Origin of the sequence: Methylocapsa sp. S129 (assembly GCF_009765995.1) — a bacterium.
GTDB lineage: Bacteria > Pseudomonadota > Alphaproteobacteria > Rhizobiales > Beijerinckiaceae > Roseiarcus.
The window spans coordinates 191,584-205,920 of record NZ_LMUI01000008.1 but is presented as its reverse complement, the minus strand read 5'-3'; the positions used below and the strand labels follow the sequence as shown (position 1 = coordinate 205,920).

The following is a 14,337-nucleotide window of genomic DNA, read 5'->3' as shown; positions in this document are numbered from 1 at the left end:
CTCCCCCCTTGTGGGGGAGGGCTAGGGAGGGGGGTCGCGCTGACCTCTCCAGGTCTTCGCAAAACCCCATAAATCGGTAAGGTTCGTGCGACCCCCCACCCCGACCCTCCCCCACAAGGGGGGAGGGGGTTCGAACCGAGCCGCTCCTGCCAGGAATTTTCATGTCCGACGAAAAAACGCTCCCTCTCGTCCGCCCCGCTCTGCCGCGCGGCCTCATCGATCGCGGCCCGGCCGATATCGCCGCCGCTGAGGCGATGATGGCGAAGATCCGCGCCGTCTATGAGCTCTATGGCTTCGAGGCGGTGGAGACGCCGTTCATCGAATATACCGAGGCGCTCGGCAAATTCCTGCCCGATCTCGACCGGCCGAACGAAGGCGTCTTCTCGTTCAAGGACGATGACGAGCAATGGCTGTCGCTGCGCTACGACCTGACCGCCCCCCTCGCCCGCTATGTCGCCGAACATTTCGAGAAATTGCCCAAGCCCTATCGGAGCTATCGCGCGGGCTGGGTGTTTCGCAACGAAAAGCCGGGCCCGGGCCGGTTTCGGCAGTTCATGCAATTTGACGCGGATACGGTGGGCGCGGGCAGTGTCGCGGCCGACGCCGAAATTTGCATGATGGCGGCCGATTGCATGGAGGCGTTGGGGATCAAGCGCGGCGATTATGTCATTAAGGTCAACAACCGCAAGGTGCTGGATGGATTGATGGAGGCGATCGGCCTCGGCGGTGATGAAAATGTGGGTCGTCGCCTAACAGTGCTGCGCGCGGTCGATAAGCTAGACCGGCTGGGACGTGATGGCGTTCGCGCTCTACTTGGCAATGGTAGGAGGGACGAAAGTGGAGACTTCACGAAGGGTGCCGGGCTAGAAGACGAAGTTGTCTACAAAGTCTTGTCCTACCTCGACACGAGGATGCACTCGGGCAGCGTCAACGCGAGCGCCGAGGCAAGGCGTCGAGGTGAAGTGCCCACATATTCGCAGATACCCGGAGAAGAGACTTTCCCTGACGAACGCGCGTCGTTTGGAGCCTGGAGAAACGATGTAGGCGATTCATCCATTGGCCAAGAAGGCATCGACGAACTTGAGGCGATAGCGAAGCTTTGCCGCGCGGCAGATTATGGCCCCGGCCGCATCATCTTTGAGTCTTCCGTCGTGCGCGGCCTCGAATATTACACCGGTCCCGTCTTCGAGGCGGAACTCACCTTCGAGGTCAAGGACGACGCCGGCCGCCCTGTGCGCTTCGGCTCCGTCGGCGGCGGCGGGCGCTATGACGGGCTCGTCGCGCGCTTTCGCGGCGAACCGGTCCCCGCCACCGGCTTCTCCATCGGCGTGTCGCGGCTGCTCTCCGCCTTGCGCGCGATCGACAGCCCGATCGTCGCCGCCGCCAAAAAGCCCGGCCCGGTTATCGTCGTCGTGCTCGATCGCGACCATATGGCCGATTACCAGCGCCTGGTCGCGCAATTGCGCGCGGCGGAGATCGCCTCCGAACTTTATCTCGGCTCCAGCGGCCTCAACGCCCAGCTCAAATATGCCGACAAGCGCGGCAGCCATTGCGCGATCATCCAGGGTTCGAACGAGCGCGACCATGCGAACGGTCGCCAGGTCGTGATCCGCGATCTCGTTCTGGGCGCGGAACTGGCCAAGGCGAGCAAGGATCGCGCCGACTATCTGGAATTACGCCAGCGCGCTCAGGCGCTTGCGCCCGAGGCGGAACTGGTGGCGCGCGTGCGCGAAGTTCTCGCGCGCCACCAAGTTTAGACCCTCTCGTCGAAACCCCGCCCCCCATCTCTAAAAAAACGATCAGAGGCGGGAACGTTCTTCGCCGCCGCTTGTTTTGGGGGTAGCTCAGTTCGCCTCGCGGCGGTCGAGAGCGAAAAGGCATGGGAGAGGGCCATGAATTGGCTGGCGATCGTAAGCGGGCTCGGCGGCGCGGCAATGCTCGCGTTCGGCTCCAATATGGTGATGCCCATCGGGACCGGCGCCGGCGGCGTCTTTGCTTTGGCGGGGGTCGCTTCGGTGATGATGTCCCTGGGCCTGATGGACGGCGAATAGGCGAATATCCCAGCCGTTTTTGGCGGAGCGCCGCGCCTCGGGAAGCCCTGCTTGCCCGTCGGGCGATTTTGCCTGTCTTTAACGCACGATAAACAAATATCAGACAATAAATCTTCCATTCGAGTCGCGCCCGCCGCTTTTTCAGACAGCCGGCCGTTCCTCGGGGGGAACCGGTATGCCTGGATATACGGCCAAAGTTCTTGCGGTCGCCGATGGGCGCGCCCCCATCGCGACGGCCCCGCTTCCGGTGTCCGCCTCCTTCGATCTGACCATCCGTTGCGACGGCGAGCAGGCGCTTGAGGCCATTCGCGCCGCCATCGGTCAGGGCCAGCCGTTTGAGTTCGTCGTTGTCGAGGGATCGGCCGCCTCTGCGCCCATGGTCGAGCAGATTTTGTCTGCGGCGCCCGATGTCGTGGTGATCGCCTGCGTCGCGCCCGCCGCGCATCGGGCTCTCCTTTCGCTGGCGGAGCGGTCCGACCGTCTGTTCGTCATGTCGCCGATGCCGGAAGGCGAGATCGCCCGGCTGGTGCGCGCGCTCCATCGGGTTCGCGCCGCAAAGCGGGCGCCCCATGAGGGCGCCGGCTGGCCGTCGCTGTCCACTCATCGAAGCGACGGTCTGGCCAACGGCGATCTGGAGCGAGAGAGCGAGAGATTGCGGGCCAAGGAAGCCGAATTGGCGGCCGGCACGGAAATGCTGAAGGCGACCTTCGACAACATGCATCAAGGCTTCCTGATGCTGGACGACGAATGGCGCGTCAGGAACTTCAATTCCCGGCTCACCGAACTTGTCGGCTATCCCGCGGGCGCGCTGCGCGAAGGCGTCAGCGCCTATGATCTGATCGTCGCGGCGGCGACGCTCGGTCACTATTTCGGACGCGGCGTCGAGCAGGCCTACGAGCAATGGCGCAAACGGCTCGCCGATCGCACGCCCGGCGAACATCTCAGCCGCCTCTCCGACGGCCGAACGATCGAGATCAACTATGCCCCATACGGCGAGCGCGGCTGGATCATCACTTACGATGACGTATCCGCGCGGGTCAAAGCCGAGCAAGCATTAGCCGAGCAAAACGAACGTTTCGACGCGGCTTTGACGAACATCCCGCATGGCGTGTGCATGTTCGACGCCGACAAGCGCCTCATCCTATGCAACGCCGGCTACCGGGAGCTTTACGCGCTGCCGCCCGAACTGACCTTGGCCGGCACGCCGCTGCAGCGCATCCTCGATTATCGCGCCGCGATCGGCAATGCGCCGATCGAGATGGCGACCTATTTCGATGTCGCCGACGAAGCCAACGCAGCGGGAGGCGCAAGGAGCACGCGCGTGCCGTTGCGCGACGGCCGCACGGTGCGGATCGCCCATAATCCGATGAGCGGCGGCGCCTATGTCGCGACCCATGAGGACATCACCCAGGCGGTCCGGGCGGAGGAACAGATCCGCTATATGGGATCGCACGACGGATTGACGGGATTGCCCAACCGGAGCCTGCTGCGCGATCGCATCGGCGAAGCGATGGCGCGGATTCGCCGCGGCGGCATGTTCTGCATCCACTATCTCGATCTCGACAATTTCAAGACGGTCAACGACACGCATGGCCATCCCATCGGCGACCTCCTGCTCAAGCAGGTCGCCGAGCGTCTTCGGCGCTGCCTGCGCGAGACCGACACGCTCGCCCGCCTCGGCGGCGATGAATTTGTCGTGCTGCAGGACGACATCGAGAAACCGGAGCAGGCCGGAAGCCTGGCGCGGCGGTTTATCGAGGCGATGGCGGAGCCCTTCGATCTGGACGGGCGGCAAGTCTATCTGGGCGTCAGCGTCGGCGTCTCGGTCTGCCCCGGCGATGGCGCGGACGTCGATACGCTGTTGAAGAACGCCGACATGGCGATGTACCGATCGAAGTCGGAAGGGCGCAACACCTATCGCTTCTTCGAATTCGCGATGGACGCGCGCATTCAGGAACGGCGCCTGCTTGAGATGAGCCTGCGGCGCGCGGTCGCCAACGAAGAATTCGAACTCTACTACCAGCCCCAGGTCGACGCGCAAACCGAAGCCATCACCGGCTGCGAGGCGCTGCTGCGCTGGAATCATCCGACGCGCGGCATGGTGCCGCCCGCCGAATTCATCCCCGTGGCCGAAGAAATCGGCGTGATCGTGCCGCTCGGCGCCTGGGTCATCCAGCAGGCCTGCCGCGAGGCGGCGACATGGCCAAAGCATATCGGCGTCGCGGTCAATTTGTCATCGGCGCAATTCAAGGGCCTGACGCTCGTTCAAACTGTCGTCTCGGCCCTGGACGCCTCGGGCCTCTCGCCGCTCCGGCTTGAGCTCGAAATCACCGAATCGGCCCTGCTGGCCAATAGCGAAAGCACGATCGCCACGCTCAATCATTTGCGCGCGCTCGGCGTGCGGATCGCGATGGACGATTTCGGCACCGGCTATTCCAGCCTCAGCTATCTCCGGTCTTTCCCGTTCGACAAGATCAAGATCGATCGCAGCTTCATCAAAGACCTCGGCGAAAAGGGCGATTGCGCGGCGATCGTCAAGGCCGTCGCCAGCATGGGCGCGGCGCTCGGCATGACCACCACGGCCGAAGGCGTCGAAACTATCGAACAACTCCATCAGATCCGCGTGCACGGCTGCAATGAAGTGCAGGGCTATTTCTTCGGCCGGCCCTGCCCGGCCAGGGCGTTGCCGGACCTGTTTCAAAAGAAGATCGCGGCCGCCTAGCGCCGGAAAAGCTTATTTCGCCCGGCGCGGACGCCCCGTGACGCCAGTCGCTCCAGGCGCGCCGCGTCCGACGCTGTCGTAGACGAAGCCGAGCGCGGTCATATCCTCGGCGCGGTAGATGTTCCTCAGATCGACGACGATCGGCTGGCGCATCGAGGCTTTGACGCGGGCCAGGTCAAGCGCGCGAAACGCTTCCCATTCCGTGATGATCACCAGCGCATCGGCGCCCGCTACGCAATCATAGGGACCCTCCGCAAACGCCACCCCCGGCAGCAGCTCCTGCGCCGCCCGGCCCCCCTTCGGGTCGAACGCCCGCACCGTCGCCCCCGCCCCCTGCAGCGCCGGCACGATGACGAGGCTCGGCGCGCTGCGCATGTCGTCGGTGTTGGGCTTGAACGTCAGCCCAAGCACCGCGATCGTCTTGCCCGCGATCGACCCGCCGCAGGCGCGGATGATCTTGTCGGCCATCGCCCTCTTGCGCTTTTCGTTGATGTCGATCACCGTCTCGACAAGCCGCAACGGGGCGTTGGCCTCGCGCGCGCTCTCGGCCAGAGCCAGCATATCCTTGGGAAAGCACGAGCCGCCAAAGCCGGGGCCGGCGTTGAGGAACTTGCGCCCGATCCTATTGTCGAGCCCGATGCCGCGCGCCACTTCCTGCACATCGGCGCCGACCTCCTCGCAAAGATCGGCCATTTCGTTGATGAACGTCACTTTCATCGCGAGATAGGCGTTGGCGGCGTATTTGATCAGTTCGGCGGTGCGCCGGCCGGTGAACATCACCGGCCCCTGGTTGAGATAGAGCGGGCGGTAGATGTCGCTCATGATGCGCGCGGCCTCATCGTCCTCGACGCCGATGACGATGCGGTCGGGCAGTTTGAAATCCTTGATCGCCGAGCCCTCGCGCAGGAATTCCGGGTTGGAGACGATCGAGAACCGCGCTTTGGGCGCCGCCTGCCTGATAATATCAGCGATGGCGTCGCCCGTGCCGACCGGAACCGTCGATTTGGTCACCACAACCGCGTAATTCTCCATCGCCAGCCCGATCTGGCGGGCCGCCTCGAAGACATAAGACAGATCGGCGCGCTCCTGGCCCGGCGTGGTGGGCGTGCCGACCGCGATGAAGATCGCCTGGGCGCCGCGAACGCCAGCGGCCAGATCGTCGGTGAAGGACAGCCGGCCGGCGCTCAGATTATTGGCGACGATTTCGCCCAATCCCGGCTCGAAGATCGGAATCTCGGCCCGCCGCAGCGCCTCGATCTTGGCGCCGTCATTGTCGATGCACACCACCTCATGGCCAAAGTCCGACAGGCACGCCCCAGACACCAGCCCGACATAGCCCGTCCCAACCATCGCAATGCGCATCGATAAACCTTCGCTTCAAGGGATGGCGCAGCAACCACAAACAACGGGTCGTGACTTGTCGCCGGCCCGGAAATGATGATTGTCTCGAATCTCATATTTTGATCGAGGGTCATGACGAGCATGCGACAGGACAAGGCTTTGGCGCAGGCGCGCGCTTTGCTCGAACGGATTCCCCTTCTCGACGGCCATAACGATCTGCCTTGGGTCATTCGCATCGATCGAGAAGCGCGCGGCGACATCGCGGCTTATGATCTCAGGCGCGAGCATCAAAGCGGCGACACCGATATTCCGAGACTTCGCGAAGGCCTCGTCGGCGCGCAATTCTGGGCAGCGTTCCAGCCGACCAGCGCGCCTCATCCCGCGCGCACGGCGCTTGAGCAGATCGATCTTATCCGCCGCATGGAGGACCTCTATCCCGACGTGTTCCTGCCCGCACGCCGCGCCGGCGACGTCGCCAAGGCGCGGCGCGCCAAAAAGATCGCCTCGTTCATCGCGGTCGAAGGCGGCGTCGGCCTGGAGAATTCGCTGAGCCCCTTGCGCATCTGGCAGGCGGCGGGCGCGCGGCTGATGACGCTGTGCCACAATGAAAGCCTCGACTGGGTCGATTCGGCGACCGACAAGCCGCGCGTCGGCGGCCTCAACGCCTTTGGCTGCGCGGTGGTCGGCGAACTCAACCGGCTCGGCATGGTCGTCGATTGCGCGCATGTCTCGCATGACGGGCAGCGGCGCGTGCTCGATGTGACGGCGGCGCCGATCGTGCTCTCGCATTCCAACGCTTTCGCGCTCTGCGATCATCCGCGCAATGCGCCCGACGATGTGCTGCGCCGCCTGAAGGACAATGGCGGGCTCGTGATGGCGACTTTCGTGCCCGGCTTCATCTCGCAAAAACTGCGCGACTGGCTCGCGCATTCGCGCGGCCGCACCGGCGCCGCGCCCGTCGTCGCGGACCCGAAGGCGGCGCTCGCGGCGCTGGAGACACAGCACGGGCCCGCGCCGCGCGCGACATTGGAGGAGCTCGCCGATCACATCGTTTATCTCGTTGCGACGGCGGGAATCGACCATGTCGGCATCGGCTCGGATTTCTTCGGCGGCGCCCAGCCGCTCGGCCTCGAACATGTCGGCCGCTTCCCCCACCTCTTCGCCGAATTGATCCACCGCGGGTTTTCCGACGGCGCACTGGCCAAGATCGCATCGCGCAACTTTTTGCGCGCGATGCGGGAAGTGGAGCGGGTGGGCGAGCGATTGCGGAAGGAGAAAGGGCCCGCGCTGGGGAGGCTGGAAGATTATCCGGCGACGTGAGTTCGAGAACACTCGCGCCGGTTCCGATCGGCCAGCCCAGCGCGAAAATCCTGTCGTTGACGGAGGGCGCCGGCCAGATCGAGATGCTCGAAGCGCTCCATCGTCTTTGCGAGGGAGCGTAGCGACGAAGCAATCCAGACCGAGGCTCTGATAATCCTCGTCAGGATTGGTTCTCGATACGAACGCCGGGCGTTTGTCCGGCCGCCGCGTCCGTAGTAGTCGACGCTTTTGCGATCGATCATCCCCGCCCCAACGCTGGCGTGATACGCGCCCCAACCGCTCCGTCTTGATTGGCGCTCTTCTTCCTGATAAAAAGACTGATCAGTCAGTTTTATTGATCGAGCGCTCCAATGCCCAAAATCAGCGAACGCCAGCGCGAGTCTCGTCGCCAACAGATTCTCGAAGCCGCCCTCGGCTGTTTCTCCGAGAATGGATTCCACCAGACCGGCATGGCCGACATCGTGCAGCGCTCGGGCATGAGCCATGGCGCCGTCTATGGCTATTTCGAGAGCAAGGACGACATTATCGAAGCGCTCGCCGACGACCGGCACAGAAGCGAAGCGATCCTGAATTCCGCGGCTGAACAAGCGGAGGACCCGATCGAAGGACTCCGTGCGCTTGTCCGCGCCTATGCGCATGGACTGACCGATCCGGCTGGCGAGCCAAGACGGCGCGTCGGCGTCCATGGCTGGGCGGAAGCGCTGCGCAGCCCACGCGTTCATGCGCGCGTCGTCGAGGGGATCGACATTCCCCGTTCGATGATCGCCGGACTGGTCGCACAAGCTCAGCGTATGGGCAGGTTGCCGGATGACCTAGGCGCCGACGCAATCGCCCGTTCCTTCATCGCCGTCTTCCAGGGCTTCGTCCTGCAAGTCGCTTGGGGAGAGGAGATCGACGTCGCCGCCTGCGTCGCTGTGATCGACCGCATGCTGCAAGGGCTCGCGCAAGGCGATCGGCAAGCCAGGCCAGGCGGGAGCGCCTGAACTTGCCGCTCAGCGAGCTCCTCGTGGGCGTCGGCGTCGGCCTTGTCGGCGGCGTCACGTCGGGGCTTCTCGGGGTCAGTCCCGGAGGCGGATTGGCGATATTTTCAATCCTTCTGTTGGGCTTCGAGCAGCATGTCGCGCAGGGCGTTTCTCTCTTCGCCCAGATAGCGCCGACCAGCATTTCCGGAATAAAGCGCTATCGGCAAGGTGGAAGCCGGACCCCGATGCACTGGCTGGCGCTGCTGGCCGCTGGTTTTATTGTCGGCGGCGTCGCGGGCGCGTTGGCGGCGGGCGGCGCTTCCAGCGGCGTCCTGCGCTGGACCTATGTTGTCTATCTCGCGGCATTGGACGGCCTGCTGATTTTCCGGCGTCGGCGACAGGAGGATTCGTCCGATCGCGCGACGCCGCACATGGGTTGGGGCGCTTTGCTTGGAATCGGCGCCATCGCCGGATTTTCGTCGGGCTTCCTCGGCATCGGCGGAGGCCTCGCCATCACCGTCGGTCTCAGCGCCGGGTTCGGCGTGGGGCAGCGCCAGGCGCAATTGGCGAGCCTTGTCCTGTCGATGATTCCGACGACGATCCCAGCCGCCTGGGTCTATTGGCGCGAAGGATGGTCGGCGTCCTGGCCGGTGATCGGCGGCGTAGTGCTCGGGCTATGGGTCGGAACGGACCTTGGCGCGCGCATGGCCAACAAGGTGAGCGAGACCGCGCTGCACCGCGCTCTAGTCGGTTTTGTCACCGCGATCGCGCTCTATATGGCTTACAAAGCGCTCGCTTGATCCACTCATCGCTGCTTGCGCCGGCGCGCATTGGCCATGGCCGCCGCGCGCAGCGCCGCTGCGCTGTCGACCACTTCCGCATATTCGCCCTGCATATTGGCCAGCGACAAAGCGTGGACATCGGCGGCCGGCCACAGGCGCCCCGTCAGATCGCGCTTGTCGACCGCCCAGCAGGCGTCGGCGACGACGAAAATGCGATAGCCGAGATTGCCGCCATGGCGCACCGTCGTCTCGACTGAATTGTTCGTGAGCACGCCGCAGACCACCAGCGTCGTCGCGCCAATCGCATCGAGCGCTTCTTCGAGCGCGGTTTCGACAAAGGCGCTGTTTGCCGATTTGCCGATCACCGCCTCGCCCGCCAGCGGCGTAGCTTCCGGCTTGAAGGGATGGCCCGGCGTGTTCGGGCGATAGGGTGAATGGGGTTCGGTCGAATCATGGCGGATATGAAAGATCGGCAGCGCTTCGGCGCGCCAGGCGGCGAGGAGCTCGGCGATGATCGCCTCGGCGCCGGGATTGTTGCGCGGCCCCCAGCGCGAATCGTCGATTGCGTTCTGCACGTCGATGACGATAAGGGCGGCGTCGCAGGGCAGGCGCATGGCTCTCCTCTCAGCGCGGCGCGAGAAGCCAAATGTCGAGATCGAGAATGACGGCGGGATCATAGCCCTCGCCGTCGCGCAAGGGAAAGTCGGCGCAGGGGCGGTTCTTGGTCGCGATCGTCCGCACGCGTAAGGCGCCGACATCCGCGCGGTCCGGCAATGGCGCGCTGTCGACAATCTCACTCCAGGCGAAAACCGTGTCGCCGGCGAACAGCGGCGCGACATGGCGCCCGCCATTGATGCCCGCGATATGGAACGCGTTGGCGAGGCCGTTGAAACTCAGCGCGCGCGCCAATGAGATGACATGGCCGCCATAGATCAGCCGGCGCCCGAACCGGCCCTGCCCCTCGCTGAACTGATTGAAATGGACTTTGGCGTTGTTCTGGAACAGGCGCGTTGCGGTCTGATGTTCGGCCTCCTCCACCGTCATGCCGTCGACATGATCGATTTTCTCGCCGATGGCGTAATCGCCCCAGCGATGCGGCGAGCCCGAAAGAGCGTAATCGTAGCGCGCCGGATCGAGCGCGGGACAAGCGCCGCCCAGACTCTCGGCAGGCAACGCCTTGATGAGTTCGGGAATAACCGGCGCCGGCGCGATCGAGGCTGGATCGCGCTTGCGCACCATTACCCAGCGCACGTAGTCGAGAATTTCAACGCCGCGCTGATTGAACCCGCGCGTGCGCACATAGACGATTCCGCTCTCGCGGTTCGCGTTTTCCTTCAGTCCGATGATTTCCGACACGGCGGACACAGTGTCGCCGGGATAGACGGGCTCGAGGAAGCGGCAAGCGGCATAGCCAAGATTGGCGATCGCATTGAGCGAGATATCGGCGACGCTCTTGCCGAACACGATATGGAAGGCGAGCAGATCGTCGATGGGGCTATGGGGATAGCCGATCGCCGCGGCGAACGTATCGGCCGACTGAACGGCGAAGCGCGCGCCAAACAGCGCCGCATAAAGCGCGACGTCGCCATGGCTCAAGGTGCGCGGCGTTGCATGGACGAGAACCTGCCCGACCGAAAAATCCTCGAAGAATCGACCGGCGCCGGTCTTGGCGGCTGGGGTTTTGGTCATCGGCGCCTCCCCTACAAGATCATTCGCCCCACACAATCATTCGCCCGGCGGCGTCAACGCGCCGCGCAGCCGGCAAGCTTCAGAACACATAGGGATAGACGTAAAGCACGATCAATTGCTCGACGAGCATGATGCCCAACAACAAGATGACCGGCGAAATGTCGATACCGCCCATATTCGGCAGAAAATTGCGGATCGGCCTCAGCAGCGGCGTCGTCAGGGCGTCCAGCATGTTCCAGATCGAGCGGACGAATTCATTGCGGATATTGACCACATTGAAGGCGATCAGCCACGACAGGACCGCCGCGCCGACGACGACATATTTGTAGAGGTTGAGGGCTTCGAGAACGACATAGAGGACAGCGCGCATTCCAACTCCTTGACCGCGAGGCGGCTCTTTGGACGCCGAGCCCGAACGGGCCGACCCTTTTCCCTCGTTGACACGCCCCGGGCGCGCACGTAAAGACCCGCGCAGCGGGGCTGTAGCTCAGATGGGAGAGCGCTGCAATCGCACTGCAGAGGTCAGGGGTTCGATTCCCCTCAGCTCCACCAGCCAGTCGCCCCGGACTGGCATAACGACCCTGGGTTTGAAAAAGCCCGACGGTTCCGCAGGTTGGCGGGGCGCGGTCGAGTTTTCCATGGCGATTGGACGGTCTGCCGGCTCAATGAGCCTCCCGTTTTGACCGAATCTCTGGGCGCGAAATTCCGTTTCCCAGGATGCGGTTCGCGCGGGTTGCGTGAGACGAAGGTTTTGCGGAAACGAAGCCGGCATCGGGCTAGTCACGGGAACGTTGGGCGGCAGAGCCGACGCGCATCATTGAACGATGAGGCGCGGACAGATCGGCCTGTCCGGTAAGACGATCTCATTCTCCATCAGGCGCCGAGGGCGCACTCTCTACCCGCACTCTCAAAACAACTCCATTGTCGGCTCCGCTCTCGCCAACCCTTGTCCGAACGCCGCCACGCCTTAGATTCGATCCACCCGATAATAGGGAAGCTCGCCTATGCAGCGAGCGGGCGATACCTTGATCTCATGACGCAATACATCAGTCTCCATGACTTCGTCGACCGGCATCGACGTCTCTTCATCTTGACCGGCGCCGGTTGCAGCACAACGTCGGGTATCCCCGACTATCGCGACGCCGACGGCAAATGGAAGAGGATGCAGCCGGTGACGTATCAGGCCTTCTTGGGCGCGGAAGGAACGCGCCGGCGCTATTGGGCGCGCAGCATGCTCGGATGGCGGCGCTTCAGCCGGGCGCGGCCGAACGACACGCATCGCGCCTTGGCCAGGTTAGAGGCGATGGGTAGGAGCGAGCTTCTTCTGACCCAGAATGTGGACCGGTTGCATCAAGCGGCCGGCAGCAAGCGGGTGATCGATTTGCACGGGCGGCTCGACCTCGTCCGCTGCATGGGTTGCGAGGAAAGAACGCCGCGCGATGACTTGCAAGACGAACTCAATCGGTTAAACGCCGACTGGCTCGGCCTCGACGCCGCCGATGCGCCGGACGGCGACGCCGATCTCGAAAACGTCGACTTTTCCTCCTTTGTCGCGCCGTGCTGCCGGCGCTGCGGCGGCGTGCTCAAACCCGACGTCGTGTTTTTCGGCGAGAGCGTTCCCCGCGACCGGGTCGATGCAGCCGCGCGCCATCTGGCGCAAGCGGACGCTATGCTGATCGTCGGCTCCTCACTCATGGTCTATTCGGGCTTCCGCTTCGCCCAAATGGCGGCGAGCGCTGGAAAGCCGATCGCCGCGGTCAACCTCGGCCGGACCCGCGCGGACGGGCTTCTCGCACTGAAGGTGGAGCGGGCAAGCGAGGCGGCGCTGGCTTTTCTGATGTGACTACGCCCGTACCGGCCGCATCACGCGCCAGGAGGCGGCGCCGCGCCCACCCCTATCCGCTCCTTGATCTTGTCGGCGACGCGCAAAGCATTGGCGATGATCGTCAATGTCGGATTGACCGATCCGATCGAGGGAAAGAAGCTGGCGTCGGCGACATAGAGATTGTCGAGCTGATGAGCTTTGCAATCGAGATCAAGGACGCTGGTCGCAGGGTCGGCGCCAAAGCGCGCCGTTCCCGCCTGGTGCGCGGTGCCGCCGATCGGGATGCCTTTGCCAAGATAGAGGCTTCGATCAAGCAGCATCGGATGCGCGTTGGCGGCGTTGAGAATCTGCTCCAGCTTTTTCCTCAAGCGGCGATGCGCCTCCATATTGCCCTCGACGACGTCCAGCACCACGCGGTCGCCATCATAAAAGATACGATTTTCCGGGCGTGGCAGGTCTTCGCTGGACAGCCAGAAATCCATGGAATGGCGCGCCATCTCTTCGAATGGCGTTTTGGGAAACCATTCCAGCCAACTCGGCAAAGCTTCGCCACGGATCTGGGCGCCATGCGAGGTCGCGCACATCTGGATCAGGCCGAGCGGAAATTCCCAATCATCCGACCCGAAATAATAATCGCTGACGGCGAGCGTCTTCTGAAAGATGGTGTCGTTCGGTTCGCGCATCAGCGCCATCAGGATCGATTGATTGTGGCGCATGTAATTGCGCCCGACCTGATCGGAACCATTGGCGAGGCCCTTGGGATGCTTGTCATTGGCCGAGCGCAGCAAAAGCAGCGCGGAAGACAGCGCCCCGCAGGCGACGACGACGATGTCGGCGCTGTAGCGCTCCTCGCGCCCCTCCCTCGTCACATGGACGCCGGCGACCGATCGCCCTTCCACGTCGGTCTCCAGTTTCGTGACATAGGCGCCGGTCAGCAGGGTCAGATTGGGGTGCGCCTTGAGCGCGGGATCGACGCAGACGACCTGCGCATCCGCCTTGCCGTTCAGCAGACAGGGAAATCCGTCGAAGGCGTCGCAGCGAATGCAAATGCTGGTCGGCGTCGGCTTGCCGTTCTTTTCGTCGAGCAAAATGCCCAAGGGGAGATGGAAGGGGCGCAGGCCTTCCTTCGCCAGACTGTCGCTGAGCGCCTGAATACGCGGTTCGTGCGAAACCGGCGGAAAAGGAAACGGTCCGCTCGACGGCGGCTCGGTCGGGTCTTCGCCGCGCTGCCCATGTACATGGAACAGGCGTTCCGCCTCCGCGTAATAAGGCTCGAACGCGTCGTATTTGAGCGGCCAGGCGGGAGAAATCCCCTCGCTGTGCCTGATCTCGTCGAAATCACGCTCGCGCATCCGAAACAGCGCGGCGCCAAAGACCTTGGAATTGCCGCCGACATAATAATGCAGGCCGGGGTGAAAGGTCCGGCCGTCGGCGCCGTACCAGGTCTCGTCGGCCTGATAGGCGCCATCGACGAACACGGTCTGCGCATCCCAATTGGCGGGCGACCGCGGCAGATAATCGCCACGCTCCAGCAGCAATATTCGTTTGCCGGTGGGGGCAAGTTTTTGGGCGAGCGCGGCGCCGCCGGGCCCGCTGCCAATCACAATGACATCGTAGCGATCATCGGGCATGCGCCGCTCCCTTG

13 protein-coding genes and 1 tRNA gene are annotated in these 14,337 nt (G+C 63.8%); 9 read left to right on the top strand and 5 right to left on the bottom strand.

Annotated elements, in window-relative coordinates; genetic code table 11:
* Positions 1 to 161: 161 nt before the first annotated feature.
* The 3 genes from hisS to GSQ90_RS01850 all read left to right on the top strand — a co-directional run bounded on the left by hisS (position 162) and on the right by GSQ90_RS01850 (position 4,773).
* Positions 162 to 1,757: a histidine--tRNA ligase gene (hisS, locus tag GSQ90_RS01860; protein WP_158812773.1), complete on the top strand. Its 1,596-nt coding sequence runs from the start codon at positions 162 to 164 to the stop codon at positions 1,755 to 1,757.
* A gap of 135 nt (positions 1,758 to 1,892) precedes the next feature.
* Positions 1,893 to 2,051, top strand: a complete 159-nt coding sequence (locus GSQ90_RS01855; RefSeq protein WP_158812772.1) for a hypothetical protein — start codon at positions 1,893 to 1,895, stop codon at positions 2,049 to 2,051.
* A gap of 175 nt (positions 2,052 to 2,226) precedes the next feature.
* A complete protein-coding gene (locus GSQ90_RS01850; RefSeq protein ID WP_158812771.1) occupies positions 2,227 to 4,773 on the top strand; it encodes a bifunctional diguanylate cyclase/phosphodiesterase in 2,547 nt (848 codons plus the stop codon).
* 12 nt (positions 4,774 to 4,785) lie between these two features.
* Here GSQ90_RS01850 and GSQ90_RS01845 read toward each other — a convergent pair whose 3' ends face one another.
* The gene (locus GSQ90_RS01845; protein ID WP_158812770.1) at positions 4,786 to 6,135 is read right to left on the bottom strand and encodes a UDP-glucose/GDP-mannose dehydrogenase family protein; all 1,350 of its coding nucleotides are present in this window, start codon (positions 6,133 to 6,135) and stop codon (positions 4,786 to 4,788) included.
* Between the two features lie 111 nt (positions 6,136 to 6,246).
* On the opposite strand from GSQ90_RS01845, the gene GSQ90_RS01840 reads away from it, so the two are divergent.
* The 4 genes from GSQ90_RS01840 (at position 6,247) to GSQ90_RS01830 (ending at position 9,196) form a co-directional block, all read left to right on the top strand.
* Complete coding sequence (locus GSQ90_RS01840) at positions 6,247 to 7,434, top strand: dipeptidase (RefSeq protein WP_158812769.1); 1,188 nt, start codon at positions 6,247 to 6,249, stop codon at positions 7,432 to 7,434.
* Positions 7,431 to 7,556: a hypothetical protein gene (locus GSQ90_RS32650; protein WP_256366581.1), complete on the top strand. Its 126-nt coding sequence runs from the start codon at positions 7,431 to 7,433 to the stop codon at positions 7,554 to 7,556. Before GSQ90_RS01840 ends, GSQ90_RS32650 begins: the two co-directional genes overlap by 4 nt.
* Before the next feature lie 228 nt (positions 7,557 to 7,784).
* Positions 7,785 to 8,417 carry a TetR/AcrR family transcriptional regulator gene (locus GSQ90_RS01835; RefSeq protein ID WP_158812768.1) on the top strand — a complete coding sequence of 211 codons (633 nt, stop codon included), beginning with the start codon at positions 7,785 to 7,787 and terminating at the stop codon, positions 8,415 to 8,417.
* Positions 8,418 to 8,419: 2 nt separating this feature from the next.
* Positions 8,420 to 9,196, top strand: a complete 777-nt coding sequence (locus GSQ90_RS01830) for a sulfite exporter TauE/SafE family protein (RefSeq protein ID WP_158812767.1) — start codon at positions 8,420 to 8,422, stop codon at positions 9,194 to 9,196.
* Positions 9,197 to 9,201: 5 nt separating this feature from the next.
* Here GSQ90_RS01830 and GSQ90_RS01825 read toward each other — a convergent pair whose 3' ends face one another.
* The 3 genes from GSQ90_RS01825 to GSQ90_RS01815 all read right to left on the bottom strand — a co-directional run bounded on the left by GSQ90_RS01825 (position 9,202) and on the right by GSQ90_RS01815 (position 11,237).
* A complete protein-coding gene (locus tag GSQ90_RS01825) occupies positions 9,202 to 9,792 on the bottom strand; it encodes a cysteine hydrolase family protein (protein WP_158812766.1) in 591 nt (196 codons plus the stop codon).
* A gap of 10 nt (positions 9,793 to 9,802) precedes the next feature.
* Entirely contained in the window at positions 9,803 to 10,867 is a 1,065-nt protein-coding gene (locus GSQ90_RS01820; RefSeq protein ID WP_158812765.1) for a MaoC family dehydratase, read from the bottom strand.
* A 79-nt stretch (positions 10,868 to 10,946) separates the two neighbouring features.
* Positions 10,947 to 11,237, bottom strand: coding sequence for a YggT family protein (locus tag GSQ90_RS01815; RefSeq protein ID WP_158812764.1), 291 nt, complete (start codon positions 11,235 to 11,237; stop codon positions 10,947 to 10,949).
* Between the two features lie 106 nt (positions 11,238 to 11,343).
* Here GSQ90_RS01815 and GSQ90_RS01810 point away from each other — a divergent pair.
* Positions 11,344 to 11,419: transfer RNA gene (locus GSQ90_RS01810), tRNA-Ala, on the top strand.
* A 481-nt stretch (positions 11,420 to 11,900) separates the two neighbouring features.
* Positions 11,901 to 12,710, top strand: coding sequence for an NAD-dependent protein deacetylase (locus GSQ90_RS01805; protein ID WP_158812763.1), 810 nt, complete (start codon positions 11,901 to 11,903; stop codon positions 12,708 to 12,710).
* A 20-nt stretch (positions 12,711 to 12,730) separates the two neighbouring features.
* Here GSQ90_RS01805 and GSQ90_RS01800 read toward each other — a convergent pair whose 3' ends face one another.
* Entirely contained in the window at positions 12,731 to 14,323 is a 1,593-nt protein-coding gene (locus GSQ90_RS01800) for a GMC oxidoreductase (RefSeq protein ID WP_158812762.1), read from the bottom strand.
* Positions 14,324 to 14,337 lie beyond the last annotated feature (14 nt).

Bases quoted from the DNA above. Each gene is read 5' to 3' on its own strand.
- hisS (WP_158812773.1), top strand. From the start codon at position 162: ATGTCCGACGAAAAAACGCTCCCTCTCGTCCGCCCCGCTCTGCCGCGC.
- GSQ90_RS01855 (WP_158812772.1), top strand. From the start codon at position 1,893: ATGAATTGGCTGGCGATCGTAAGCGGGCTCGGCGGCGCGGCAATGCTC.
- GSQ90_RS01850 (WP_158812771.1), top strand. From the start codon at position 2,227: ATGCCTGGATATACGGCCAAAGTTCTTGCGGTCGCCGATGGGCGCGCC.
- GSQ90_RS01845 (WP_158812770.1), bottom strand. From the start codon at position 6,135: ATGCGCATTGCGATGGTTGGGACGGGCTATGTCGGGCTGGTGTCTGGG.
- GSQ90_RS01840 (WP_158812769.1), top strand. From the start codon at position 6,247: ATGACGAGCATGCGACAGGACAAGGCTTTGGCGCAGGCGCGCGCTTTG.
- GSQ90_RS01835 (WP_158812768.1), top strand. From the start codon at position 7,785: ATGCCCAAAATCAGCGAACGCCAGCGCGAGTCTCGTCGCCAACAGATT.
- GSQ90_RS01825 (WP_158812766.1), bottom strand. From the start codon at position 9,792: ATGCGCCTGCCCTGCGACGCCGCCCTTATCGTCATCGACGTGCAGAAC.
- GSQ90_RS01820 (WP_158812765.1), bottom strand. From the start codon at position 10,867: ATGACCAAAACCCCAGCCGCCAAGACCGGCGCCGGTCGATTCTTCGAG.
- GSQ90_RS01815 (WP_158812764.1), bottom strand. From the start codon at position 11,237: ATGCGCGCTGTCCTCTATGTCGTTCTCGAAGCCCTCAACCTCTACAAA.
- GSQ90_RS01805 (WP_158812763.1), top strand. From the start codon at position 11,901: ATGACGCAATACATCAGTCTCCATGACTTCGTCGACCGGCATCGACGT.
- GSQ90_RS01800 (WP_158812762.1), bottom strand. From the start codon at position 14,323: ATGCCCGATGATCGCTACGATGTCATTGTGATTGGCAGCGGGCCCGGC.